General features: G+C 54.3%; 26 protein-coding genes and 2 tRNA genes. 19 read left to right on the top strand and 9 right to left on the bottom strand.

Going from position 1 to position 25050, the window contains the following annotated elements; all coding sequences use genetic code 11:
• Positions 1-166 precede the first annotated feature (166 nt).
• The 4 genes from cobA to dcd all read left to right on the top strand — a co-directional run bounded on the left by cobA (position 167) and on the right by dcd (position 4005).
• Positions 167-988: a uroporphyrinogen-III C-methyltransferase gene (gene cobA / locus ACT3UM_RS13530; RefSeq protein WP_498899555.1), complete on the top strand. Its 822-nt coding sequence runs from the start codon at positions 167-169 to the stop codon at positions 986-988.
• Positions 989-1210: 222 nt separating this feature from the next.
• On the top strand, positions 1211-2452 hold the full coding sequence (locus ACT3UM_RS13525; protein WP_498899553.1) for a coiled-coil domain-containing protein: 1242 nt from the start codon (positions 1211-1213) through the stop codon (positions 2450-2452).
• 174 nt (positions 2453-2626) lie between these two features.
• On the top strand, positions 2627-3427 hold the full coding sequence (apbC, locus tag ACT3UM_RS13520) for an iron-sulfur cluster carrier protein ApbC (RefSeq protein WP_050713426.1): 801 nt from the start codon (positions 2627-2629) through the stop codon (positions 3425-3427).
• Positions 3428-3438: 11 nt separating this feature from the next.
• Positions 3439-4005: a dCTP deaminase gene (dcd, locus tag ACT3UM_RS13515; RefSeq protein ID WP_498899551.1), complete on the top strand. Its 567-nt coding sequence runs from the start codon at positions 3439-3441 to the stop codon at positions 4003-4005.
• 88 nt (positions 4006-4093) lie between these two features.
• Here dcd and purN read toward each other — a convergent pair whose 3' ends face one another.
• Positions 4094-4843: a phosphoribosylglycinamide formyltransferase gene (purN, locus tag ACT3UM_RS13510; RefSeq protein ID WP_498899549.1), complete on the bottom strand. Its 750-nt coding sequence runs from the start codon at positions 4841-4843 to the stop codon at positions 4094-4096.
• A complete protein-coding gene (gene purM, locus ACT3UM_RS13505; RefSeq protein WP_498899547.1) occupies positions 4840-5907 on the bottom strand; it encodes a phosphoribosylformylglycinamidine cyclo-ligase in 1068 nt (355 codons plus the stop codon). Before purM ends, purN begins: the two co-directional genes overlap by 4 nt.
• Before the next feature lie 316 nt (positions 5908-6223).
• Here purM and ACT3UM_RS13500 point away from each other — a divergent pair, with 316 nt between their 5' ends.
• Positions 6224-7354, top strand: coding sequence for an AI-2E family transporter (locus ACT3UM_RS13500; RefSeq protein ID WP_498899545.1), 1131 nt, complete (start codon positions 6224-6226; stop codon positions 7352-7354).
• Entirely contained in the window at positions 7351-8058 is a 708-nt protein-coding gene (gene hda / locus ACT3UM_RS13495) for a DnaA regulatory inactivator Hda (protein WP_035579662.1), read from the top strand. The genes ACT3UM_RS13500 and hda overlap by 4 nt, the downstream gene beginning before the upstream one ends.
• Positions 8059-8164: 106 nt before the next feature.
• Here the strand turns inward: hda and ACT3UM_RS13490 are convergent, their stop codons facing one another.
• Positions 8165-8539, bottom strand: coding sequence for a phasin family protein (locus tag ACT3UM_RS13490; RefSeq protein WP_064233518.1), 375 nt, complete (start codon positions 8537-8539; stop codon positions 8165-8167).
• A gap of 290 nt (positions 8540-8829) precedes the next feature.
• Between ACT3UM_RS13490 and ACT3UM_RS13485 the strand changes: the two genes are divergently transcribed.
• The gene (locus ACT3UM_RS13485; protein WP_035579659.1) at positions 8830-10206 is read left to right on the top strand and encodes a class II fumarate hydratase; all 1377 of its coding nucleotides are present in this window, start codon (positions 8830-8832) and stop codon (positions 10204-10206) included.
• A 36-nt stretch (positions 10207-10242) separates the two neighbouring features.
• On the opposite strand, the gene ACT3UM_RS13480 is transcribed toward ACT3UM_RS13485, so the two are convergent.
• Positions 10243-11313: an endonuclease/exonuclease/phosphatase family protein gene (locus ACT3UM_RS13480; RefSeq protein ID WP_035579657.1), complete on the bottom strand. Its 1071-nt coding sequence runs from the start codon at positions 11311-11313 to the stop codon at positions 10243-10245.
• Positions 11314-11557: 244 nt separating this feature from the next.
• On the opposite strand from ACT3UM_RS13480, the gene ACT3UM_RS13475 reads away from it, so the two are divergent.
• Positions 11558-11634 (top strand) — tRNA-Val (locus ACT3UM_RS13475).
• 23 nt (positions 11635-11657) lie between these two features.
• Positions 11658-11734 (top strand) — tRNA-Val (locus ACT3UM_RS13470).
• Between the two features lie 55 nt (positions 11735-11789).
• On the opposite strand, the gene ACT3UM_RS13465 is transcribed toward ACT3UM_RS13470, so the two are convergent.
• From ACT3UM_RS13465 to ACT3UM_RS13450, 4 genes are all read right to left on the bottom strand, one after another.
• Positions 11790-12275, bottom strand: coding sequence for a GAF domain-containing protein (locus ACT3UM_RS13465; protein WP_498899542.1), 486 nt, complete (start codon positions 12273-12275; stop codon positions 11790-11792).
• A gap of 100 nt (positions 12276-12375) precedes the next feature.
• Complete coding sequence (locus ACT3UM_RS13460; protein WP_007114419.1) at positions 12376-13167, bottom strand: MetQ/NlpA family ABC transporter substrate-binding protein; 792 nt, start codon at positions 13165-13167, stop codon at positions 12376-12378.
• Between the two features lie 103 nt (positions 13168-13270).
• The gene (locus ACT3UM_RS13455) at positions 13271-13924 is read right to left on the bottom strand and encodes a methionine ABC transporter permease (RefSeq protein WP_007114418.1); all 654 of its coding nucleotides are present in this window, start codon (positions 13922-13924) and stop codon (positions 13271-13273) included.
• The gene (locus ACT3UM_RS13450; RefSeq protein ID WP_498899539.1) at positions 13905-14948 is read right to left on the bottom strand and encodes a methionine ABC transporter ATP-binding protein; all 1044 of its coding nucleotides are present in this window, start codon (positions 14946-14948) and stop codon (positions 13905-13907) included. The genes ACT3UM_RS13455 and ACT3UM_RS13450 overlap by 20 nt, the downstream gene beginning before the upstream one ends.
• 316 nt (positions 14949-15264) lie before the next feature.
• Between ACT3UM_RS13450 and ACT3UM_RS13445 the strand changes: the two genes are divergently transcribed.
• From ACT3UM_RS13445 to moaE, 10 genes are all read left to right on the top strand, one after another.
• On the top strand, positions 15265-15942 hold the full coding sequence (locus tag ACT3UM_RS13445) for a riboflavin synthase subunit alpha (RefSeq protein WP_498899537.1): 678 nt from the start codon (positions 15265-15267) through the stop codon (positions 15940-15942).
• 213 nt (positions 15943-16155) lie between these two features.
• The gene (locus tag ACT3UM_RS13440; RefSeq protein WP_498899535.1) at positions 16156-17454 is read left to right on the top strand and encodes an NCS2 family permease; all 1299 of its coding nucleotides are present in this window, start codon (positions 16156-16158) and stop codon (positions 17452-17454) included.
• A gap of 38 nt (positions 17455-17492) precedes the next feature.
• Complete coding sequence (locus tag ACT3UM_RS13435) at positions 17493-18038, top strand: adenine phosphoribosyltransferase (protein WP_035579646.1); 546 nt, start codon at positions 17493-17495, stop codon at positions 18036-18038.
• A gap of 6 nt (positions 18039-18044) precedes the next feature.
• The gene (gpt, locus tag ACT3UM_RS13430) at positions 18045-18524 is read left to right on the top strand and encodes a xanthine phosphoribosyltransferase (RefSeq protein ID WP_009286932.1); all 480 of its coding nucleotides are present in this window, start codon (positions 18045-18047) and stop codon (positions 18522-18524) included.
• A gap of 2 nt (positions 18525-18526) precedes the next feature.
• Positions 18527-19210: a uracil-DNA glycosylase gene (ung, locus tag ACT3UM_RS13425; protein ID WP_498899804.1), complete on the top strand. Its 684-nt coding sequence runs from the start codon at positions 18527-18529 to the stop codon at positions 19208-19210.
• A 95-nt stretch (positions 19211-19305) separates the two neighbouring features.
• The gene (gene upp / locus ACT3UM_RS13420) at positions 19306-19935 is read left to right on the top strand and encodes a uracil phosphoribosyltransferase (protein WP_498899532.1); all 630 of its coding nucleotides are present in this window, start codon (positions 19306-19308) and stop codon (positions 19933-19935) included.
• Between the two features lie 87 nt (positions 19936-20022).
• Positions 20023-21255: a uracil-xanthine permease family protein gene (locus ACT3UM_RS13415; RefSeq protein WP_035579639.1), complete on the top strand. Its 1233-nt coding sequence runs from the start codon at positions 20023-20025 to the stop codon at positions 21253-21255.
• An 84-nt stretch (positions 21256-21339) separates the two neighbouring features.
• Complete coding sequence (gene mobB, locus ACT3UM_RS13410; protein ID WP_498899530.1) at positions 21340-21921, top strand: molybdopterin-guanine dinucleotide biosynthesis protein B; 582 nt, start codon at positions 21340-21342, stop codon at positions 21919-21921.
• A 4-nt stretch (positions 21922-21925) separates the two neighbouring features.
• A complete protein-coding gene (moaC, locus tag ACT3UM_RS13405) occupies positions 21926-22723 on the top strand; it encodes a cyclic pyranopterin monophosphate synthase MoaC (RefSeq protein ID WP_498899528.1) in 798 nt (265 codons plus the stop codon).
• A 1-nt stretch (position 22724) separates the two neighbouring features.
• Complete coding sequence (gene moaE, locus ACT3UM_RS13400) at positions 22725-23192, top strand: molybdopterin synthase catalytic subunit MoaE (protein WP_498899526.1); 468 nt, start codon at positions 22725-22727, stop codon at positions 23190-23192.
• Between the two features lie 25 nt (positions 23193-23217).
• On the opposite strand, the gene ACT3UM_RS13395 is transcribed toward moaE, so the two are convergent.
• Entirely contained in the window at positions 23218-24828 is a 1611-nt protein-coding gene (locus ACT3UM_RS13395) for a ribonuclease J (protein WP_498899524.1), read from the bottom strand.
• Between the last annotated feature and the right edge of the window lie 222 nt (positions 24829-25050).

Here is a 25050-nt window from a genome sequence, read left to right as displayed (position 1 = left end):
TGCAGACAAAATGGCTATTATCTATATTTTTTTAGAATATATATGTTCTATTTTTATATATATTCGATTGTATTCTAAGCAACAGGCAAGGCGTTATTGGTATTTAGTGGTAAAATTAATTACTTTTTTGCATATCAAAAACCTTTTTTATTCCTGGGGTGGTTTCTTGGAAGCAGGACGAGAGCAAACGTCTCCGCCATACGGCTTGGTTAGTTTAGTGGGCGCAGGCCCTGGCGATCCGGAATTGTTAACGCTAAAAGCGTATAAGCGCCTTCAGTCCGCTGAAGTGGTGCTCTACGACCGCTTGGTTAGCGATGAAATTGTCGCCTTTATACCGCCACAGGCGCAGCGCTTTTATGTGGGTAAGGCACGCTCGCTGCACAGCGTTCCCCAAGAGGGTATTAATCAGGCGCTAGTCAAGTGGGCCCAGCAGGGTAAGCGTGTCGTGCGCTTGAAAGGCGGCGACCCGTTTATTTTTGGCCGCGGCGGAGAAGAGCTTGAAGCACTGGTGGCGGCACAAGTGAGCGTGGAAGTGATTCCAGGGGTGACCGCAGCCTCAGGCTGTGCCGCGTATGCAGGTATTCCCTTAACCCATCGCGATCATGCCCAGTCGGTGCGTTTTGTCACCGGGCATTTGCAGCAGGGCGAGTGTGAGCTTGACTGGGATGCGCTAGCGCGGCCTGGGCAAACCTTGGTGTTTTATATGGGGCTGGGCAGCGTTAGGGTGATCAGCCAAGCACTGATTGAGCACGGCTTAGCGCCCGAAACACCGCTGGCGCTCATTGAGCAGGGAACCACCCGCCAACAGCTTACCCACGTAGGGTCGCTATCGGCGCTACCAGGTGCTTTCTTGGCAGGTCATATTAAGCCGCCTACGCTGATGATAGTGGGCAGCGTGGTATCCCTGCACACCACGCTGGATTGGTTTGATGTGCTGAATGGGGAGGCCTCGGGCTTTCATGAAGGAAAACATCCCTCTTCCGATTGAAATAATCATTATTCCTGTTTGTCTCAGTAACGTAATTGCAACATTTGTACACGATTTTGCAAACAGACTGGCTAGATGCAGAGAGCTGTGTATGCTGAAGGGGGGAGATCGTTTACGGTTAGCGCATGATCTACGGATTTGATTAGCAAGCAGTTGATCATCACTAGCTTTGACAAACGTTAGCTTTGACAAAAGTTAGCTCAGACCATAGAGGAACGCATAATGTCGGAAGCAAACCAACCGGATCACCAGTCGCCTGCCAACAAGCCAGAGCCGGCTAAAAAGTCGGACATGAAAACCCTCTTTCAGGATAACCGCGTAAAAGCGATTGCCGGTATCGCCGCCATCGCGGTTATCTGGGCGATTATGGCGCAGTCAAACGCAGGCTCCCGTCAGGATCGCGTCGATAGTTTAGAAGAGCAGCTTGCCAGCGCTGAGCAAGAAAACAGCCAAATGAGCCAGCGCATTAACGAAATCGAGGAAGCTGAAAGCAATTTAGCCGCGCTGCAGGAGGAGATGGCCTCCCTGGAGACGCAGCAGCAAGAAGCCAGCTCGTCGCTTGAAAGTGCCCAAGGCAACGTCAGTGATGTGCAGTCGCGTTTAGAGGAGCTTGAGTCTGAGCGAGCTGCGCTGGAAGAAGAAGTTGCCTCGCTTAATGACCAAGTAGAGAGCGCCGAGAGCGAGATGACCGCGCTGCGTGAAGAGCGTGATGAGATCACCAGCACGCGGGATGAGGCGGAGAGCGCCCTTCAGCAAGTGGAAGAAGCGCGTGATAGCGCTGAAGAAGCCCGTCAGGAAGCTGAGGCCGCTCGCCAGGAAGCCGAGCAACAGCGTCAGCAGGCAGTGGAAGAGCTGGGTAATACTCAAGAGGAGCTGTCCGCCCTTGAAGAGCAGATCAGTCAAGCCAACGACGAGTTGAGCGGCTTGAAAGAGGAAATTTCAACTACCCAAAGCGAGCTCGATGAGTTGCAAAATGAGCGCGACTCACTCACCAGTGAGCGCGATGAACTGCAAAATGATGTTGATTCGCTAACGGCGCTACGTGAAGAGGAAGAGCAGAGCTTGAATCAGGTGCGTAGTGAGTTGGATGACGTCATGGTCGCTCTGGACATGGGGCGTGAAGAGGTGGCAAGCGTTGAGAGCGATATCGAAGAGCGGGAAAGCCAGCTCGCGCGTTTAGAGAGCCAGTTAAGTGAATGGCGCGATGAGTTGTCGACGCTCGACAGTCGCTTGGCCGATGCGGAGCAGTCAGCGGGTGAGGCTACCTCATCTTCACAGGGCAGCTCTTCACAGAACAGCTCTTCACAGAACAGCTCTTCACAGAACGGCGGCTCTGAAGAGGGTTCATCAGCGGAGGGTTCATCAGCAGAAAGTTCTTCAGATGAAGGATCTTCGGGCTCTTCAAGTGAAAGCGCCAACGACAGCGATGGTGGTAGTGAAGAGTCGCAGCAAAACGCTGGCTAATTGTTGGCTAAAGCGTAATACGCTAACGCATCTTTCACGTTAGCAAAGTGAGGGCGGATGTCGGGGAACCGGCATCCGCCCTCTTGTGTTGGTTTATGATTGGGGCTACGAGGCGTATCATTCACACAAATCCAAATGCAGTTGTTAACAGCATCAAACGAGGAGTGCCATTGAATGGATGGGGTTAAGCATATTATTGCAGTGGCATCGGGCAAGGGCGGTGTGGGAAAATCCACCGTCACCGTTAATTTGGCATTAGCCTTGGCAGCACAAGGCTACCGCGTGGGTGTCCTGGATGCGGATATCTACGGGCCCAGTCAGGCGCAAATGCTCGGTGTTAAAGAGGGCACGCGCCCACAGGCAGCCAGTAATGACAAATTTCTACCGCTCCAGGCCCATGGTATTCAGGCTATGTCGATGGCGTTTATGGTCAATACTCGCGAGCCAATGGTGTGGCGTGGGCCGATGGTAGTGGGCGCATTCCAGCAGATGTTGACCCAGACCCAATGGGATAATCTCGATTTTCTGTTGATCGATATGCCCCCAGGCACCGGTGATATCCAACTGACCCTGGCACAGAAAGTGCCGGTCGCGGGCGCGGTAATTGTGACCACCCCCCAGGACATCGCGTTGTTAGATGCCCGTAAAGGTATCGAAATGTTCCGCAAGGTTAATGTGCCGGTGCTTGGCGTGGTAGAGAATATGAGTCTCTACCACTGTGAAAATTGCGGCCACGAAGCGGCTATTTTCGGCACTGGCGGTGGCGACAGTATCGCCCAGGAATACGATACCCAAGTGCTTGGACGATTGCCGCTGACGCTCTCCATCCGTGAACTAACGGATTCGGGGCGCCCAAGCGTCGTGTCTGAACCTGAAGGCTCGGTGAGCCAAACCTTCGCGGCAATTGCCCAAAAAGTCGCTGAGGCGGTGAGTGCGAACCAAGGCGACGGCCCAACTATTTCTTTTAGTGAGTGATAACGAAATAAATGAGTATCAAATCTGATAATTGGATTCGTCGCATGGCCAAAAGCGACGCGATGATCGAGCCGTTTGAAGCCGAGCAAGTACGCTATGTGAATGACCAGCGGGTTATCTCCTACGGCACGTCTAGCTATGGCTACGACGTGCGCTGCTCAGATGAATTTAAAGTCTTCACTAATATTCACTCAGCGATTGTCGACCCCAAAGCGTTCGATGCGAAAAGCTTCGTCGATATTCAAGGCGACGTATGCATTATTCCGCCCAACTCTTTCGCGCTGGCGCGCACGGTGGAGTACTTTCGCATTCCCCGTAACGTGCTGACGATTTGTCTGGGTAAATCCACCTACGCGCGCTGTGGCATTATTGTTAACGTGACGCCGCTGGAGCCCGAGTGGGAAGGCCACGTTACACTGGAATTCTCTAACACCACCAATCTGCCGGCAAAAATCTATGCCCATGAGGGCGTCGCGCAGATGCTGTTCCTAGAGTCTGATGAGGTGTGCGAAACGTCGTATAAAGACCGCGGCGGGAAGTATATGGGTCAGCGTGGCGTTACTTTGCCGCGTACCTAGCCCTCCGAAGTGTATTGTTAAAAAAAGCGCCTTACGGCAAAACCGTAAGGCGCTTTTTAATGCTTATAGCGATGATACCAGTCTAGCCCTAGGACTCTTCGTCGACTTCTTCATCAAGCTCTTCCGCTGCGTCGGCGTGGGAGAGCCGCATACCGTGTTCCGGCAGCAGATGGCCATCCATCTTGGCGCCTTCGGCGCTGAACTGCAGCCGACCTTCCAAAAACCACTGCACTGCAATGGGATAGATCAGATGCTCGCGGGCGCGAACCTTCTCTTGCAGTGTTTCCGCGCTGTCGTCATCGCTGACCAGCAGCTCCGCCTGCAGTACTACCGGGCCACCGTCTAGCTCTTCGGTAACGAAGTGAACGCTACAGCCGTGGCTGGCAATACCGTCTGCCAGGGCGCGGGCGTGGGTGTTGAGCCCTTGGTAAGCTGGCAGCAGCGAAGGGTGGATGTTCAGCATTCGACCCAGGAAGCGCTGCACAAAGCGAGGCGTCAAAATGCGCATAAAGCCCGCCAGGATGATCAGGTCCGGCTCGTGGCGCTCGATGACTTTGATTAAAGCGCCGTCGTAAGCTTCGCGGCTATCGTACTCCCGATGAGGAAGCGCGACCGCTTCAATGCCCGCTTCATGGGCGCGCTTCAGGCCATAGGCGTCAGCGATATTGGAAATCACCGCGACAATCTCACCGCCGCCTAAGCGGTCGTGAGACTGAGCATCAATCAGCGCCTGCAGATTGCTGCCACTGCCTGAGATAAGCACCACGATACGGCGTGCGCCGAGGGGCTCTGGCGTTACGTCTTTAATGGTATCGCTCTGGTAGTCCGTATTGGTCATGCCGAGAGGTTCTCCAGAATAACGGCGTCCCCTTGGCGCTCAACGATCTGGCCTAGGCGATAAACGGATTCGCCTTCGGCTTCCAGATGCGCCACCGCCTGCTCTGCTTGCTGTTGCGGTACCACAACCACCATGCCAATACCGCAGTTAAGCACGCGGTGCATTTCGGTTTCACTCACGTTGCCGTTTGCCTGCAGCCAATCAAATACGGCTGGGCGCTGCCAGCTGGCAATATCAATGTGCGCCGCGAGGTTGTCGGGCAGTACGCGGGGAATGTTTTCAAGCAGCCCGCCACCGGTGATGTGCGAGAGCGCGTGTACGGCAATATCGCTGCCGCGCATTAAGGAGAGCAGTGATTTAACATAGATGCGGGTAGGAGCCATCAGCGCATCGCCGAGGGTTTTGCCCTCGATGTCGGTTGCTAGCGAAGCGTCGCTGACCTCGAGAATTTTACGAATCAGCGAGTAGCCGTTGGAGTGTGGCCCGGATGACGCAAGCCCCAAAATGACATCGCCTTCGGCCACTTTACTGCCATCTAAGATGTCGGCTTTTTCAACGACGCCCACGCAAAAACCCGCTAAATCGTAGTCACTACCTGCGTACATGCCCGGCATTTCGGCGGTTTCGCCGCCTACCAGGGCGCAGCCTGCCAGTTCGCAACCAGCGCCAATGCCGGTGACAACGTCAGCAGCAATATCCACATCAAGCTTACCCGTGGCATAGTAGTCGAGAAATAGTAGCGGTTCGGCGCCCGCTACGATGAGATCGTTGACACACATAGCGACCAAGTCAATACCGATGGTGTCGTGTTTGCCAAGGTCCATCGCCAGGCGCAGCTTGGTGCCGACGCCATCGGTACCTGAGACAAGTACGGGCTGCCGGTAGCCCGCCGGTATTTCGCATAGCGCGCCAAAACCGCCAAGGCCACCCATGACTTCTGGGCGAGTCGTGCGTTTGGCAACGTGTTTAATGCGGTCAACCAGGGCGTTACCGGCATCAATATCGACGCCTGCGTCCTTATAGCTGAGGGAAGGAGTAGACGAAGAAGAAGAGGTCTCGGTCATGACAGATCCTGTGAAGCAAATAGCGGTGCTAGTAGTGCTGGCGAAGAGCCAGTGCTGGAAGTAACTGGAGCGGATTGTAACACTCAGAGGTCCGTGTCGCACCGCTGTTGCATAGGATGAAAAGCGTACGAGCGACTTTCCTTAATATCCGGCATAGTAGGCAAGCGAGAGTAGGCAAGTGAGAGTAAGTAAGCGAGAGTAGGTAAGTAAGTAAGCGTAGATGCGCCAGAGTAGATGAGTAACAACAGTAGCGATAAGCGCACCTAGTCATGATAAGCGCAAAACAGCAGTTTAAATTCACGTTAGAGAGGGAACTATGCGGAATTCTTGGTGGGGTGTCCTATTTTTGGTGGTGATAGGCGGTTTAATCTATTTGTTAGATGCGGTTCTGATGCCTTTTATTGCTGGGATGATTCTCGCTTACTTAGCTGATCCGCTGGCTAATCGTTTCCAACGCTGGGGCATGAATCGGCCCGTCGCGGTGAGTAGCGTGTTTTTAGTACTTTTGATCGTGCTTGTGGCGAGCCTGTTGATATTAATACCGCTGCTTGTTCAGCAGCTTAAACAGCTGGGCGAGGCTATCCCTGGTATCTTTAATTGGGTAGAAAATACGCTCGCTCCTCAGGTACAAGAGTGGACAGGCTATGACTTAAGCGCGGAGTTAACTAATGTGCGTGAGACGCTGGTCGAAAACTGGCGTGATGCTGGCGGCTACTTAGCCCAGGCGCTTGGTCACATAGGCCGTTCCGGTATGGCCTTTGCGTCTTGGATCACCTATGTGGCACTGATCCCGGTGGTTACCTTCTATTTGCTGTTGGACTGGAACCGGCTGCTGACCAATATCGCTAACCTCATACCCCGCCAGTGGGCGGACGACACCTTCCGGCTGGCGCGTCGCTGCGATGAGGTGCTGTCGTCGTTTTTACGTGGGCAACTGCTGGTGATGCTCTGTTTAGGGATTATTTATGCAGTGGGCTTAACACTGATGGGGCTGAATTTTGGTCTGTTGATCGGCTTTGTGTCCGGGCTGGTTAGCATTGTGCCGTTCTTGGGCTTTATTGTTGGCTTGGTGATTGCGCTTGTTGTCGCGCTGTTTCAATACGCCACCTGGTGGGCGGTGCTAGGGGTTATCCTGGTGTTTAGTATTGGTCAAATGGCCGAGAGCGTGATTCTACAGCCTAAATTATTGGGTGATAAAATTGGCCTGCACCCGGTCGCGGTTATATTTGCCGTATTGGCGGGGGGCAATCTGTTCGGCTTAACAGGGGTGTTGTTGGCGCTGCCGGTGGCCGCGGTGATCCTAGTGCTGCTAAAAGAGGTGAAGGTTCGCTATCAGGATAGCGAGCTATACGACGAAAATAATACCGACAAACATAGCTCAATCATTGAGGTCAGTTCTTCGCACCATGATGAGCTGGGACATCATGATGGACGGGAGTCACCATGAGCCGAGTACCGGCACAGCTTCCTCTGGGAATTGGCCTGCGCGATGACGCGACCTTTGATAACTACTATGTAGCGCGTTCGAATACCCCGCTGGTGGAACACCTTACCCAGCAGCTCACCCCTGAGGGGGAGCAGTTTCTTTACTTATGGGGGGCGCCAGGGGTGGGGCGTAGCCATCTGCTCCAGGCGGCGTGCCATGCGGCATCAGATGCCGATAAACGCGCGCTTTACTTACCGCTGGATGACTTGGGCCACTTCCCGCCCTTAATGCTGGAAGATATAGAACGCCTGGATATTGTCGCCATTGATGACCTGGAGTGCGTGATGGGTCGCAAGCGCTGGGAGGAAGCGCTGTTTCACGCCTTTAACCGGCTAAGAGATGCGGGCAAAAAATTAGTGATTGCCGCCAGTGCCTCCCCGCGACAGCTTAACGTGGTGTTACCCGATTTGGCGTCGCGGTTGACCTGGGGAGTGACGTTCCACGTTCACCCTTTAGACGATGACGATGAGCGTTTGGCCGCTTTAAAACTGCGCGCCAGCGTGAGGGGGATGCAGCTACCTGATGATGTTGGGCGCTATATTTTACATCGTGGCCCCCGCGAGTTGGGTGAGCTGTGCCGCGCGGTGGAAACGCTGGATAAAGCATCGCTGTCAGCCAAGCGCAAGCTAACCATTCCGTTTGTGAAATCTGCCCTCGGATGGTGAGGCCGCTCGCTGGTTAAAAGCCAGACACTAAAACGCCCCTGTCAGCGAGGGCTAACAGAGGCGTTTTATACGTCTTAACTGACCAGCTTGCTTAGTCGATAAGCGGTTAAGCGGTTTTGCTTAACTTGCTAGCGGCGGTTTGCGCCTGCTTGACGTTGTCTTCGGTAATTTTCTGACTTTTCTGGATAAAGTCCTGCTGCAGCGATACGACTTTATCGGTATCGCCCTTAACACGCTCAGCCAGCTCTTTAGCCACTTTTTGCTGGCCTTCCATGTAGCTGCGCAGACCTTCCGCGTCTTTAACGTCCATCATTTGACGCATTTGCGCAATGCCGGTATCGACATAGGCTTTGCTGGCGTCCATTTGAGCGTTAAGCATTTTTTCGCTGTAATCGATGCTCAGCGCCATATAAGCGCGTACCGGCGCCATAAACATATTGTCAAACTGCTGAGTCATTTCGTTAGTATTTAATGTGCGCATCGTCATACCCTCCAGGGTTTGGTCTTGCCAAAAGCAGCTATCCAGAGGTTGGCGCTGCTTGTTGAGTGGTTAGCTTTTTAAGCTATCTTGCGTTGCAGCATAGCAACTCTTTTTGTGCAGTGCAACATTTGGCTTTTAGCATTTACCCAACTAGCAGCGAGGCGGGTTTACCCGGCTCGCCTAACCCGCTAGCTTGAAGGTGGTCGATGTGGCTTTGCGCTAGCGAACGAAAGAGTGGTTCTAGGCTCAGATAGACAGCACTACTAATCTCACTGATGGGAGAAAGAGCAATGGCAACACGGATGGAACGCGATAGCATGGGCGAACTGGAAGTACCTGCTGAAGCCCTTTATGGCGCTCAGACCCAGCGGGCAATTAATAACTTTCCCGTCTCTCATTCGCCTATGCCCCCAGCCTTTATTCACGCCGTCGCCCGCATCAAGCTCGCGGCAGCCCGGGCAAATCAAACGCTAGGGGGGCTTGATAGCGCCCGCGGTGAGGCGATTCAAAAAGCCGCGCGCGAAGTATTAACGGGCAAGCACGACCAGCATTTCCCCATCGACGTATTTCAAACCGGTTCGGGTACCTCCACCAATATGAACGTCAACGAAGTGTTGGCGACATTGGCCAGCCGAGAGGGCATCGAGGTCACCCCGAACGATCACGTCAATATGGGGCAGTCCAGCAATGATGTGATTCCCACAGCGATTCATCTGTCGGCTGCCATTGCGGTGCACGAATCGCTACGCCCAGCTCTGGTTCACCTGCGCGACACCATCGACCAGCGCGCCAGTGAGCTGAGCCACGTGGTTAAAACCGGCCGCACTCACCTCATGGATGCCATGCCACTACGTATGGATCAAGAGCTGGGCGCCTGGTCAAGCCAATTAAGCCAGGCCATTGAGCGCTTTGATAGCGCCATGAAAAGGCTGTGTCGGTTAGCCCAGGGCGGCACCGCCGTAGGTACCGGGATCAACGCTCCTATCGGTTTTGCTGAGCAGATCGCGCAAGAGCTGAGCGAACAGACGGGATTGATGTTCACCCCTAACGACAGCTTCTTTGCCAGCCTCTCGTCACAGGATGCAGCGGTAGAGCTTTCCGGGCAGTTAAAAGGCTTGGCCTGCGTCATTATGAAAATTGCTAACGATTTGCGCTGGATGAATTCAGGGCCGCTGGCTGGGCTAGGGGAAATTGAGCTCGAGGCGCTACAGCCCGGTAGTTCGATTATGCCAGGGAAAGTTAACCCGGTTATTCCCGAGTCGGCCGCTCAGGCCGCCGCACAAGTCATAGGCCTGGATGCCGCGATTACCGTCGCAGGCCAGAGTGGCAATTTTCAGTTAAACGTAATGCTGCCGCTGGTGGCTTCCAATTTGCTTACCTCAATTAGCTTGATGAGTAATACCGCACGGCTGCTGGCTGACCGTGCGATTGCCACCTTTAAGGTTCGTGAAGATAACTTAAAAGGCCCGCTGGCAAGGAATCCCATCTTGGTGACGGCGTTAAATGGCGCCATTGGCTATAACGCCGCCGCGGCGATTGCCAAAGAGGCTTACCAGGCGGGGCGGCCAATTATTGATGTGGCAGAGGAGAAGACTGACCTTGACCGAGAGACGCTAGAGCGACTGCTGGATCCGGCCGCGTTAACTCAGGGAGGCATCCCCGAGTAACACGAATCAGGTTAGCTGAAGTAAGCTCGCCAGCGCTCAGGTTTCCTGCTGTTCGGTTTTACCTTCCTGTATCGTTTCGCTGGCTTCGCTGCGCTCCTCGGCATCGGCTTCAGGCGTTTCATGCTCGTCTTGGCGCGAGGGTCGATAGCAAAAGGTGGCCAGTATCGGGAAGTGGTCGGAACCGAAGTAGTGAAGCCGCTGCATGCCGACCAAGGTAAAGTGCTCGGTGACAAAGATATGATCGAGCGGCCAGCGCAACGCGGGGTGTTTAGCATGAAAGGTGCTGAACAACCCGCGTCCCCGGCGTGGGTCTAGCATGCCGCCAACACGGCAAAAAAGCCGTGTAGTACGCGACCACGCCACATCGTTCAGATCCCCAGCAACCAGCGTTGCACGCGGATCCTCATGAATCTTTTTACCCACCAGCAGCAGCTCAGCATCCCGCCACAGGGATTTTTCACTCTCGCTGGGCGCCGGTGGCCGGGGATGCAGCGCGTAGAAGCGAATACTCTCGCCGTTGGCTAGCGTTACTCGGGTATGAATGGACGGAATGTCGTCTTGAATCAGCCACTCAACGGAGGTGTCGGTGAGCTCCAGATGCGAGTAAAGGTGCATGCCGTAGAGATTGTCGAGCGGAATTTTAACACTGTGCGGCCACTGCTCAGCGAGTGCCGGATCCAACTGATCCTGCCACCACTGGTCGGACTCCAGTGTTAATACAATGTCTGGCTGATGCTGTTTGATCATATCGATCAGCGCTTGGGCCTGGCGATTAGGGGTCAGCACATTGGCGATTAGCAGCGTGATCTTTTTATCGGCATCGTCACTCTCTGCCGTTTTAACCTGCACAGGCCACAGCGGCGTCCATGGCAGGATATAGTAAACTTGCACCAGTAAAGTGATGCCCGAGGCGAGTAGGGCCACCCATAGCCATGGGCCCGTTTCAACCAGGGTAACGGTTAATATCCAGGTGATTAAGGCTAGAAACGCGATCTGCAGGCGTGGAAATTCAAAACTGCGAATCCACCACCAGTGTAAATGTATGCGTGCGATCAACGTCGCCAATAACAGCGCGATCGCTATGCTTCCTAGCAAAATCCCCAGCATGGTTTATCTCCCTATCGATAACACTCTGTATATTGAAGCGCTAAGCCTAGCGCTAGAAGGTTGCAGGTGTCGAATTGAACATCTATTCGTAATGGGGTTAATGCTTGGGAGAAGGGTGTGCGCAAACGAAAAGAGCTTGCAATTCAGCGATGAAAGCGTAAAATGTGCATCCGTTGCAAGGCGTGCGGTGTCAAAATAGCGCACTCTAGATAGTTTAAACAGATAATCTAATCGATAGCCTAATAGAACCATAGCTCAGTTGGTTAGAGCGCCACGTTGACATCGTGGAGGTCGGCGGTTCAAATCCGCCTGGTTCTACCAATCTAGCGCCAACACCTCTTTTCAGGACCATAGCTCAGTTGGTTAGAGCGCCACGTTGACATCGTGGAGGTCGGCGGTTCAAATCCGCCTGGTCCTACCAGCTTTTATCAAAAACGCCCCAGGCATTTGCTGCTTGGGGCGTTTTTGCGTGGGCGTTATGTGGCGGGCTCAATCAGATTGGGCAGATCAGTTTGACGCATAAACGTTGCTACCAGTGCTTCAAGGCCTGCTTGGTCTTGTTGGCTGAAGCGGGCATGCAGCGGGCTATCCAGGTCGAGTACGCCCCACAGGCGGCCATCCACCACGATGGGAACCACTAGCTCAGAGCGAGAGTTGGCGTCGCAGGCAATATGGTCGGCGACCGCATGCACGTCGTCCACTCGCTGGGTGGTTTGTTGACGAGCGGCCGCCCCGCAAACGCCTTTGCTATAGGGTATCGGATGGCAGGCGGGCTGCCCCTGAAATGGGCCTAGGCCTAAAACATCAGGCTGGCGCTGAAGATAAAAGCCTACCCAGTTAAGGTCGCTAAGCTGTTGCTGAATAAAGGCGCAGGTTTGCGCGCTGTTGGTGAGCCAGTCGCGTGTATCGAGCAGCGCTTCGAGCTGGCGATTGAGGAAGGGGTAGTCAATACTGTTTTGCATTTGGCTTCCTTGGCTACTAACGCAACAGGCCGACACTTTTGCATAGGGGATTGCCTATGCGTGCCGGCCTGTTGTTATCTATTGATGGCGAGTTCTGGTGTTACTCGATCCAGCCAGGAACGGCTGCGCCTTTGAACAGTTCTTCGGCTTTCTCGATCACTTCATCACGCTGATAGGCGTCGACCAGCTGGCGAATCTCTTCACGCTCTTCGTCGCCGCCGCGTACTGCGATTAGGTTGACGTAAGGGGATTCGGGGCCCTCTTTGATCAAAGCGTCATCCAGGCTTAAGCCGGCCGGCTGTGCGAAGGTGTTGTTGATGAACGCCATGTCCACATCAGGCAGCACGCGGGGTAGTTGGGCGGCTTCAATTTCGCGGAAACGGAAGTCGCGGGGGTTTTCCGCGATATCGATAGGCGTGGATTCAAGGAATTCTGGGTCGTTAAGGGTGATCAGGCCTTCGTTGTGCATCAAAATCAGCGCGCGACCTTCGTTGGAAGGGTCGTTGGGCAGCGCGATTTGTGCGCCGTCAGGCAGGTCATCAATGCTGTCGTATTTTTCTGAGTAAGCGCCAATCGGGTAAACGAACGTATAGCCAGCGATGGCCAGGTCATAGCCACGGTCATCGACCATCGACTGTAAGTAGGGCTCGTGCTGATAGGCATTGGCATCTAAGCTGCCGTCGGCCAGGGCGGCATTCGGAGTGACATAGTCGGTAAACTCGATGATTTCCACATCAAGGTCGTACTCTTCTTTGGCAATGCGCGCTGCCACTTCCATCACTTCGGTTTCAGGGCCCGCAACGGTGCCCATTTTAATGCTGCGCGTTTCAGCATTGGCGACGTTAACCGCAAGCGCCAGGGCGGTAAGGCTACCAATAATTAGTTTTTGCATAAGAACTCTCCAGTGGCGTTGTGCTTAATGATGCAATGATGCGGCAATAAAAAACTGCTGTCTAATGCATTTTTGTTATAAGGGATGATTGATGAACGCAATGTCACTTGCGGTCACTTTTGCGTACCAAGTAGTCGCCCAGGCTCTGAAAGCCCTGCACCATGATGACCAAGATCACCACCGTAATCAGCATAATGGTAGGGTTGAAGCGGTTGTAACCATAGCGAATGCCCAAGTCGCCGAGACCGCCGCCGCCCACTGCGCCTGCCATGGCAGAGTAGCTGACCAGCGTCACTACGGTAATGGTTAAGCCTGTCATGATCCCGCCACGAGCCTCTGGGATCAGCACTTTGCGAATAATTTGCCAGGGCGTGGCGCCCATGGCTTGGGCGGCTTCGATTAATCCCGGTGAGATTTCATTAAGCGCCGCCTCTACCAACCGAGCGACAAACGGAATAGCGGCAATCGTCAGCGGTACCGACGCGGCATTAATACCAATCGAGGTGCCCACCAGCATGCGGGTAAAGGGAATAATCGCCACCATCAAAATAATAAACGGGATGGAGCGGCCAACGTTGGTAATAATGCTCAGCACCTGATTAAGAACCGGCTTCGCCAATATTTGCCGGGGACGCGTAACGTAAAGCATTACCCCAAGTGGCAGGCCAACGAGGGTAGAAATCAGCCCTGAAACGGCCACCATATAAAGGGTATCCAGCGTGGCCTGTAAAATTAAATCAATCATTGCGCTGGACATGGCCGAGTACCTCCACTTGTAATTGGTGAGATTCGAGATAGTGCATGGCTTGCTGAGTTTGCGTCGGCGAGCCCAGCAGCTCCGCAATCATCAGGCCCAGGGTGCGCTCCTGAATGGACTCTACTTTTGCTTGCAGAATGCTGACATCGACGCCGCACTCCCGGGCAAGTCGGGAAATCAACGGGGTCGAGACCGCGTCGCCCGAGAAGGTTAGGCGTACCACTGGGTGGGTATGTTCGCCGGGCGCATCAAGCAGCCTTTCGATCAGCTCTTTGGGTGGTGTTAGTTGTAGGAAGTCGTTAAGAAACTCCCGACCAAGCTGGGTACGCGGGGCGGTAAAGAAGTCGCCGACTTCTGAGTCCTCCACCAATTCACCGTCCGAAATCAGGCTCACCCGGTGGCAAATGGATTTGACCACTTCCATTTCATGGGTGATCAGCAGGATGGTAATGCCCAGTTGGTGATTAATATCGCGCAGCAGTTCTAGTATGGAGCTGGTGGTTTGTGGGTCTAATGCAGAGGTTGCCTCATCACAGAGCAGTACCTGCGGTTTGCTGGCTAGCGCCCGGGCGATCGCAACCCGCTGCTTTTGGCCGCCGGAAAGCTGGGCAGGGTACTGATTGGCTTTATCCGTCAGGCCGACCATGTCGAGTAGCGGAATAACGCGGTCGCGAACGGTGTGGCGTTTTTGCCCCATTAGCTCAAGGGGTAGGGCAACGTTATCGAACACCGTGCGTGTGGTCAGCAAATTGAAGTGTTGAAAAATCATGCCAATACGATGGCGCGCCCGGTTTAAGGCCGCGTTGCTCAAGCGGGTCATTTCTTGGCCATCGACTGTGACGCTGCCGCTTGTCGGGCGTTCTAGCAAATTCACGCAGCGAATCAGCGTGGACTTACCTGCGCCAGAAAGGCCGATGACGCCGTGAATGGTGCCTTTAGGCACAGTGAGGTTGGCTGCTTTAAGCGCATGGACGGCGCTTGTGCCGCTACCATATGTTTTACTGACGTTGCTAAGTTCAATCATAGCGTCTGCCTTACTGGTAGGCCGAAGACGAAGTGCGGGAGAGTAGGAGCAGGCGTAGGGTGGGAATAAAAAAAGCCACCCTTGTGGGTGGCCATTAATGCTGGACACACCCTTTTAGCTGCACTTCACTAGGCTTCTGGCCTGGTGGACGCCCGCAAGATGGGTACAAATCGGCGTCGTTACATTTGCGCCAAAAGTCTAAAGATAGGTGGTGTGCATGTCAATTAGAAGCGGGGTGACTGCACAAAGATGAGGCACCAGTAGTAAGCTGGCGGATTACATCCATTATTTTTACGAGTTCAAGGAGCAAGGCGCTATGTTTACCGGCATTGTGCAGGGTGTGGCTAAAGTAGTGGCAGTGCGCGAGCTAGAAGAGTTCCGTGTTCATGTGGTGGAGCTGTCATCTTCTATGCGCAAAGGGCTTGAGATTGGTGCATCGGTGGCACATAACGGGGTTTGCTTAACGGTAACGGCGATAGAGGGTGATAGCGTTAGTTTTGATCTAATGCGTGAAACGCTGCGGTTGACTAATCTTGGTGCAATTACCCCTGGGCAATGCGTCAATATAGAGCGCGCGGCGCGCTTTGGTGATGAGATTGGTGGACACTCGATGTCGGGGCACATCATTTCCATGGCAGAAGTGGTGGCTATCGAAGAGGCGCCTAACAACCGTCGGCTGTGGTTCTCACTGCCGGAAAGGCTGGGCCGATTCGTGTTTGAAAAGGGCTATGTCGGGGTAGACGGTATCAGCTTGACCATTGGTGATGTGCGCTACGCTGAGAGCGGAGCTGTGGAGTTTAGCGTCAATCTAATCCCTGAAACGCTGTCGCGCACCACGCTTCAGGAGCGAGCACCTGGGGATCAGGTCAACATCGAAATTGATCCACAAACTCAGGTGATCGTTGAAACCGTTGAGCGCGTGCTTGCTAAGCAAAACGGGACTAAGCAAAACGGGACTAATCAAGACCGGACTATGCAAAACGGGGCGGAGTAACGTTAATTAGCTTTATTGGCTTCTGATTGACCGATCGGTTAGGTTGTGGCCTGAAGATTGCTTGGTATTCACTGGCGGGGCTGCCCCCGTCATTATTGGTCGCCATACTGAGGCGCTCGCATCAGGGCGAGCGTTTCGGTAGTATGTGCGGCTTTTCTCAGCACCCGAACGCATACATATCATGCAGCGTTAGCGCTAAGGACAACAAACTTCATGAAACTTCTGGATAACTATTTCAAGCTCTCCGAGCAAAAAACCAACGTGAAGACAGAAGTTATCGCCGGGATCACCACTTTCCTGACGATGGCCTATATCATCTTTGTTAACCCGAGCATCCTTTCCGAAGCGGGGATGGACTACGGCGCGGTGTTCGTGGCGACTTGCCTAGCGGCAGCGATTGGCTGTTTCGTTATGGGACTTTGGGCCAATTATCCGATTGCCCAGGCGCCAGGCATGGGGCTAAACGCCTTTTTCACCTACGGCGTTGTGCTGGGTATGGGCTATACCTGGGAAGCCGCATTGGGGGCGGTCTTCTTCTCCGGTTTAACCTTTTTCTTGTTAAGTATTTTTAAAATTCGCGAGTGGATCATTAACGCCATTCCAATGACGTTACGGTTGGGGATCGCCGCCGGTATCGGCTTGTTCCTGGCAATGATCGCGTTGAAAAACGCCGGCATTGTGGTTGCCAACCCGGCTACTTACGTGACGCTGGGTGACCTTTCTCAGCCGCCAGCTATTTATGCGCTGTTGGGGTTCTTTGTTATTACCGCGCTCTCTTACCTGCGAGTGACTGGTGCAGTGATGATCGGTATTTTAGGCATTACCGTGATCGCGATGGTGCTTGGCCATAACGAGTACGGTGGCCTGATGTCGATGCCGCCCTCCATTGCGCCGACCTTTATGGCGATGGATTTAATGGGCGCGCTGGATGTGGCGATGCTTAGCGTGATCTTTGCCTTTCTGTTTGTTGATCTATTTGATACTTCAGGCACGCTGGTGGGGGTTGCCCATCGTGGCAAGCTGCTAGACAAAGATGGCAAGCTACCGCGTATTGGTCGCGCCATGATGGCTGACAGTACTGCGTCAATGGCGGGTGCCGCATTGGGTACTTCCACAACGACCAGCTATATTGAATCAACCGCGGGTATCGCGTCGGGTGGCCGTACTGGCTTAACGGCGGTAGTGGTGGGTGTGTTGTTCCTGGTCAGCCTGTTCTTTGCACCGCTGGCGGGTTCGATTCCGGCTTACGCTACCGCAGGTGCGCTGCTGTATGTGGCTGTACTGATGGCGGGTAGCCTGGCCCACGCGAATTGGGAAGACCCCACCGATGCTGCGCCGGTGCTGATTGCTGCTCTGGCGATGCCGCTGACGTTCTCGATTGCCGAAGGAATCGCGCTAGGCTTTATTAGCTATGTGGCGATCAAGGCGCTGTCAGGCCGTTTCAGCGACCTGAATCCGGCAGTGATTATCTTGTCACTGCTGTTTGCGGCTAGATACCTTTTCTTGGTTTGATTAATCATTACCCTTTTTATTACTCAATGAGAGACGCGATGAGCATCTACGGCGACTACATTAAGTCGGTTATTCGCACGGTTCCCGATTGGCCTGAACAGGGCGTGAATTTTCGCGATATTACCCCCTTGCTGCAGAACAGTGCGGCCTTTCGCAAGCTGATCGATAGCTTCGTTCACCGCTATCAGGAGATGAACCTGGATGCCATCGCGGCTATCGATGCGCGTGGTTTTATTATTGGTGCGCCGCTCGCCTATGAGTTGGGCTGCAGCTTTGTCCCGGTGCGCAAAAAGGGCAAGCTACCCTTCAAGACGATTAGCGAGACCTACACGCTGGAGTACGGTCATTCTGAAGTGGAGCTGCACTCCGATGCGTTCCAGAAAGATGACCGTATCCTGCTGATGGATGACTTGATCGCTACCGGTGGCACCATGCTGGCAGCGGCCAACCTGATTCAGCGCAGCGGTGGTCAGGTGGTCGAGACGGCCACCATTATCGATCTACCTGAGCTTGGCGGTTCACAGAAAATTCGCGATGCCGGTTACAGCGTATTCGCCGTTTGTTCTTTCACCGAAGACGAGTAATTCCCCATGAGCAGCGATCGCTATCACCAACATTTCACTGTCTCCTGGGATCAGTTGCACCGGGATGTGCGCACCCTGTGTCATCAGATGATCGAGCGTGATTTTAAAGGCATCGTAGCGATTACCCGCGGCGGTTTAATTCCCGCTGCACTGATTGCTCGCGAGCTTAATATTCGGTTGATCGATACCGTGTGTATTAAGAGCTATGACCATATGGATCAAGGCGGCCTGGATATCATGAAAGGCGTCGATCATGACGGCGAAGGTTGGTTGCTGGTCGATGACTTGGTGGATACCGGTAAAACGGCGCGGGCAGTACGTAAAATGCTGCCTAAAGCTCACTTTGTGACTATCTACGCCAAGCCGGATGGACGTCCTTTGGTGGATCAATACCTGACCGAAGTGGCTCAGCAGTGCTGGATTCAATTCCCCTGGGATATGGGCGTTGCGTACGTTGAGCCGCTTGTCGATCAAATGAAGAGGTAATGATGGCCAATCCACTTCCCGACGATTGGAATCAGTGGCTGGGTAATGAGTTCCAGGCTGGCTATATGCTGGCGCTAAAAGATTTTTTGGCGCAGCAAAAGGCCGCGAAGAAGATCATATATCCCCACTCAACGCAGTGGTTTCGTGCCTTTGAACTGACCCCGTTGAATGAAGTGAAGGTGGTTATTTTAGGCCAGGATCCCTATCACGGGCCCAATCAGGCTCACGGTTTATGCTTTTCCGTGCAGCCCGGTGTCCCCGTGCCGCCGTCGCTGGTCAATATCTACAAAGAGTTGGCCACCGATGTTGGTTTTACCCCTGTGCGCCACGGCCATCTGGAAGCATGGGCCAAGCAGGGCGTGTTGTTGTTAAACACCTCGCTGACCGTGGAGCAGGGCAATGCGGCGTCGCATCGCGGTAAAGGGTGGGAGCCGTTCACCGATCGCGCGATTGAAACCGTCAGCCAGCATGCGCCGCCGTGTGTGTTTCTGTTATGGGGAAGTCATGCGCGCCAGAAGAAAGCGTTAATCGACCAGGGGCGCCACTTAATACTTGAAGCTCCGCATCCTTCACCGCTCTCCGCACACCGGGGCTTTTTTGGTACCCGGCACTTTTCCCAAGCCAATCAATTTCTGCAAGCGCAAGGGCGAGCACCTATCGAATGGCAATTGCCGGAAACCCCTTAACCTTGTAAGTGGTTGCGGGTAGAATACGCGCAATTTTGTGCCTAGCTGATGCAACCTTGGTTGCCATTCTGAATCCCCTGCAGTGAGGAAGTCCCATGAGTGTTTACGCCATTAACCATCCGCTTGTACAACATAAGCTGGGTCTGATGCGCGAAGTTGACCTGAGCACAAAGAGCTTTCGTGAACTGGCAGGTGAAGTCGCCAAGCTGTTGACCTATGAAGCAACCAAAGGTCTTGAGCTGGAGGATCATGAAATCCAGGGATGGAACGGCGAGCCAATTGCAACGCGCCGATTAAAAGGTAAAAAAGTCACCGTCGTACCGATTCTACGTGCTGGGCTCGGCATGCTGGAAGGTGTAACGGATCTGATCCCCAGTGCCCGGGTAAGCGTTGTCGGTCTTTATCGCGATGAAGAGACGCTGCAGCCGGTGCCTTACTTTGCCAAGTTTGCCAACGATATCGAAGAGCGCATGGCGATCGTGATTGACCCCATGTTGGCGACGGGTGGCTCGATGGTGGCAACGCTGGACATGCTGCGTGAACGCGGCTGTGAAAGCATGAAGGTGATCGTGTTAGTCGCCGCCCCTGAAGGCATCAAACGGGTGCAGGACGCTTACCCGGATATCGAAATTTACACTGCTTCAATCGATGACCACCTCGACGAAAATGGCTATATCGTCCCCGGATTGGGTGACGCTGGCGATAAGATTTTCGGAACGCGCTAAGCATCCTTACTGACATTGCCCCTTACGCCTAGCGTCAGGGGCATTTTTTTGCACACCTGCTATTGAATAATCACTAGGAATACACTTATGCGTGAAGCTGCCAGTCAGGCTGAGTCGTGGCCGAAAATCATCTTAACCGGCGCGCAAATGCTGTTTGTGGCGTTTGGCGCCTTGGTGTTAGTGCCGCTTTTGACAGGACTCGACCCAAGCGTTGCGCTGTTTACGGCTGGTGTCGGAACCTTGGTATTTCATGGGGTGACCAAGCAGAGCGTGCCGGTGTTTTTGGCCTCATCGTTTGCTTTTATTGCCCCCATTCAAGGCTCTGTGGCGAGCTTCGGCGTGTCGGCGACCATGGGCGGATTAATGGCGGCGGGGCTAGTCTATGTGGCGATCTCCCAGGCGGTGCGTTTAAAAGGTACTGCCTGGCTGCACCGCTTACTGCCCGCTGTAGTAGTGGGGCCGGTGATTATGGTGATTGGCCTGGCGCTGGCGCCGGTGGCGGTTAGCATGGCAACCGGTGAAACCAGCGACAACATCGGCTATGGCGCGGCGATTTTCCTCTCGATGACTAGTTTGCTGGTGACGCTGGTGCTGGCGGTATTTGGTCGCGGGCTGCTTCGTTTGGTGCCGATCATGGGTGGCATTGTCACCGGCTATTGTTTGGCGCTGGTGATGGGTGTCGTCGACTTTACGCCGGTGCGTGAGGCGGCGTGGCTATCAATACCAAGTTTCACTGCTCCGAGTTTTCATTGGGCGGCCATTCTATTTATGATTCCGGTCGCGATTGCCCCGGCGGTAGAACACATTGGCGATATGGTGGCGATTGGCTCGGTGACCCGCAAGAACTACCTGGAAAAGCCTGGCCTGCATCGCACGCTGTTAGGCGACGGGTTGGCAACCAGCGTAGCCGCGCTATTCGGCGGGCCGCCGAATACCACTTACTCGGAAGTCACCGGGGCAGTAACCCTTACTCGGGCGTTTAATCCCAAGTACATGATCGTTGCAGCCATTATTGCCATTGTGCTGGCATTTGTATCCAAGCTGGGTGCGCTACTGCAGACCATTCCGGGCCCGGTAATGGGCGGTATAATGACACTGCTGTTCGGCTCCATTGCGGTCGTCGGTATGAACACTCTGGTGCGCGCTGGTCAGTCGCTGACGGCACCCCGCAATTTAGTGGTGGTCTCACTGATACTGGTGTTCGGTATTGGTGGCATGCAGTTTGGCGGTGGCCAGTTTACGCTACAGGGCGTTAGTCTTGCCGCCTTGGTGGGTATTGCGTTGAACTGGGTATTACCTCGCGAGCAAGAGGGCGAGTAAGCTAACCGCCAGTAACGCCGTATGCATCGTAAGGATGGCATTACTTGTAACGTGCGTTTAGAGATCATTAGGAGTGTCGGCAGCATGGAAAACGAACTAACCGCACCCTTTCCTATTCTAGGGATTGCTGCTTGGAGCGGCACCGGTAAAACAACGCTGTTAGAGAAGCTGCTGCCACGCTTAGCTGAGTATGGGTTGAAAGTCGCTGTGATCAAGCATGCGCACCACTCGTTTGATGTCGACCAGCCCGGCAAGGATAGCTATAAGCTGCGCAGCGCAGGTGCCGCACCGGTACTGGTGGCTTCCCGTCAGCGCTTTGCGCTGATGCAGGAAACCCCTGACCAGGACGAGCCTGATTTAGCCCAGTTAGTTGCCATGATGGCACCGCACGATCCCGACTTGGTGATTGTCGAAGGTTTTAAAGCCTGGCCGATTCCCAAGCTGGTGCTTTACCGCGATGGCATTGGCGATCCGGCTATTTTAACCGGGCCTTGGGTTGAGGCAGCCGCGCTCAGCGCGCCACCGCCCATCGACTTAGCGACTGCGGTGATCCGGTTAAATCTAGACGATAGTGATGCAATAGCGCGCTGGATAGTCAGTTGGGTGAGCGCGAAAAACGACGCTATATTTTTAAGTGCTGCTTCGGCTTCAAAAAAGGAACGGTGACAACATGCATCTGACCCACCTCAATACCCGTGGCGAAGCCAATATGGTGGATGTTGGCGATAAACAGGAAACCCGCCGCGAAGCCGTCGCTTCGGGGCGTATTGTGATGCTGTCGGAAACGCTGCAATTACTTAGTGACGGTGAATTGCCTAAAGGCGATGTGCTGGCTACCGCGCGAATCGCCGGTATTCAGGCGGCCAAACGCACCCATGAGCTGATTCCTCTCTGCCACTCCCTGGCGCTATCAAAAGTGTCGGTTGAGTTTGATATTGATGTAGCCGAATCCTGCGTTCACGTGACGTCGCTGTGTCGCTTGAATGGCCGCACCGGGGTTGAAATGGAGGCGCTTACCGCCGTCTCGGTGGCTTGTTTAACGCTTTACGATATGTGTAAAGCAGTCGATAAAAATATGCGTATTGAGGCCATTCAGCTTGATAGTAAGCAGGGTGGCCAGCGCGGTGATTACCAGCGCATAAACGCGCAGGCGCCGATAGTGACAGGCGATGGCATGGCCGGAGAGGTCAGCTTGGGTGAACGCTGCCCATCGCCCTGCGTGCGGGTTAAGTTTTTAGCCGAACTGCGCGAGCGGCTAGGTGAGAGCGAGGCAGTAGTGAGTCTCGATCAGTTGGCTAGCCGTGATATTGGCGGATTGAAAGCAGCGCTGGCCGAGCGCGATAGTCGCTTTAAGCAGCTCACCGACCAGCGTACGCTATGTGCCATCAATCAAGTCATGGCCAATGACGATGCGTTAGTGACCGATGATGACGAAGTAGCGTTTTTCCCACCGGTCACAGGGGGCTAGAGTGGATATTAAGCTGGATATTAATGTGGCGATTCAAGCCGCCCCGTTCTCGATGGCCTACGGCTATGACGATGCCTTGGCGGGGCGTAGCGATATTGGCGCGGTGGTGAGTTTTACCGGCTTAGTGCGTGATTTTAATGAAACGCCTGACGTCACGGGGTTAACGCTGGAGCACTACCCCGGCATGACTGAGCGCACGCTGACAGATATTGGCGAACAGGCCTGGCAGCGCTGGTCGCTCCAGGCGGTGCGGATTATTCATCGCGTTGGCTACCTGGAACCGGGCGATCCGATTGTGCGGGTGTTAGTGGCTAGTGCACACCGCCGTGAGGCGTTCGAAGCCTGCGATTTTATTATGGATTTCCTTAAAACCCAGGCGCCTTTCTGGAAGAAAGAGCACTCTACCCAGGGTGAGTACTGGGTCAAAGAGCGCTACTCTGATCAACAGGATGCGGCGCGTTGGCGTTGATGTTGGCCCAGCGCGAGCAACTCTTCTAACGATTGGCGGCGTTGTCCAGAATAATAGGATCTGGCATTTCGGCGGCCATAATTTGTAAATGCACATCGGGTAGGTGCTGCATATGCTCTGCCAGCCAGTGAACCAAGCGGGGCTGCAATGCCTGTCGCAAGTCGGCCAGCGTCTCTGCGGCAATCTCCTCAAGCTGATCATCCAACCAATCGCTAAAGCTATCTTCATCCAGCGGGCTGGCCCCTGAGGCATCCAGCATTAAGCGGCCAATACGCGCCCAGCCAGTGTCAGTTGCGGTCACTGGTAGCGCTAGATACAAGCTGCCGCGACGGGCTTTATTGGCATCGTTTACCTCCAAGCCAGGGTGGGGCACGACGCTGTTTTGACTGACAATGCAGGGAGGCTGCGGGTAGCGCGCTTCACACTGCAATCCGTGGCTATCAAAACTGATCAGATCGCCGTTTACCGGCGTCAATGGGGCGCTAATACCAAGCTGCGAGGCAATGGCCTGGTGAGCCTGCTGATGGCGTGCTTCGCCATGCACCGGCATAAGATGCTTGGGCCTGACCCACTGATAGAGCTTGATCAGCTCATCCTGAGCAGGATGCCCAGTGGCGTGCAGTTCAGGGTGGTTGAACTCGTCATAGATGCTGACACCTAGGTGCGCCAAACGCTTTTTAAGCTGCTCAATGGGTCGCTCATTGCCGGGAATGGCTTTGGCCGAGAAGATGACGTTATCGCCTGGCTGAAGATCCATATAGGGGTGACGGCCCTGGGCTAGGCGCTGTAACGCGGCGCGGGGCTCTCCCTGACTGCCGGTGGCGATAATCACCACTTCATCCGGGGGCAGGTAGCCAAGGTCGTGATTGGGCACCAGCGGCGGTAAATCATCCATATAGCCGAGCCCCCGCGCGACGCTGACCATGCGCTCCATGGAACGCCCCATCAAGCTGATACGACGGCCACATTGATGGGCTGCGCGTCCTATCGCTAACACCCGGGCAAGATTGCTCGCAAAGCAGGAGATCACCACGCGGCCCTGGCAGTTGCTGAGGGTTTTTGCTAGCGCACGGGCAACATCCCCCTCGCTGCCTGAGTGGCCGGGCATGGGAGCGTTGGTGGAGTCGCCCACCACTAAATCCACTGGGGCGAGCGCCTTGAATTGGGCCGCGCTTATCGGCGTGCCGATGATCGGTTCAGGGTCGAGTTTCCAGTCGCCGGTATGTAAGACGCGGTAGCCACCGACGCTCATGATCAACGCACAGCTTTCGGGTATAGAGTGCGTTAACAGCAAATAGCGCAGCGTGAACGGCCCGCTTTCCAGCGCCTCGCCAGGTTCAATAACATGGATAGCCGCGCTGCTAAGCTGATGCTCGGCAAACTTTAGCCGCAACAGGCCAGCCGCCAGCGGGGTGGCGTAAATGGGGCAGTTCCACATCGGCCAAAGCCAGGCAGCTGCACCAATGTGGTCTTCATGGCCGTGGGTGATAAAGAGCGCTTTGGGCACGATTCCCAGTGCTTTCGGTGTATCGAGATTGGGTACCTGCAGTGGCGAGTTGGGAAGATCCTGACGGATCATCATGCCGCAATCGACGGCTATCCAGTGATCGTCGTAGCCGTATAGCGTTAGATTCATTCCAATCTCACCGCATCCCCCCAGCGGCAACATGCGCAGCGGTGGACGACGACGGGGACGAATTTGAACGCGTGGTGAATGCATCTGTTATGAAAAACCTAAAAAGTAGTGACTTAACTATACGGGAAGGCAGGGGCGGCTAACAATCTTCCATGCCCTTCCGATACACTATGCGACCTAAGCCGCTGGTTTGTCATAATTAACTTAGCAATAGGTCAAGAG

The organism is Halomonas sp. AOP13-D3-9 (genome assembly GCF_052379125.1).
In the GTDB taxonomy this organism is placed as follows: Bacteria; Pseudomonadota; Gammaproteobacteria; order Pseudomonadales; family Halomonadaceae; genus Vreelandella.
The sequence above is the reverse complement of the archived record's forward strand: the minus strand, read 5'-3'. Positions and strand labels throughout refer to the sequence as shown.